Annotated in this window: 1 pseudogene; it reads left to right on the forward strand. The window is 66.8% G+C overall.

The annotated features are described in order from the left end of the window. Window positions 1-331, forward strand: a pseudogene (locus NQL71_RS29745) (glycine dehydrogenase (aminomethyl-transferring)); the annotation flags it as partial.

The raw sequence follows: 331 nt of genomic DNA on the forward strand, positions 1-331 counted from the left end.
AAACCCTGTGGGCGCTGTTCGCCGCGGGCCAGGCCCTGCCGGATTTCGCCGCCCTCGCCGCGTCGACTCAAGCAACCATCCCGGCCGCATTGGTGCGCCAATCGCCGATCCTCAGCCACCCGGTGTTCAACCGCTACCACTCGGAAACCGAGCTGATGCGCTACCTGCGCAAGCTCGCCGACAAGGACCTGGCGCTGGACCGCACCATGATCCCGCTGGGCTCGTGCACCATGAAACTCAACGCCGCCAGCGAAATGATCCCGGTGACCTGGGCCGAATTCGGCGCCCTGCACCCGTTCGCCCCGGCCGAACAAAGCGCCGGTTACCAGCA

It is taken from the genome of Pseudomonas serbica (assembly GCF_028823535.1).
Lineage (GTDB): Bacteria > Pseudomonadota > Gammaproteobacteria > Pseudomonadales > Pseudomonadaceae > Aquipseudomonas > Aquipseudomonas serbica.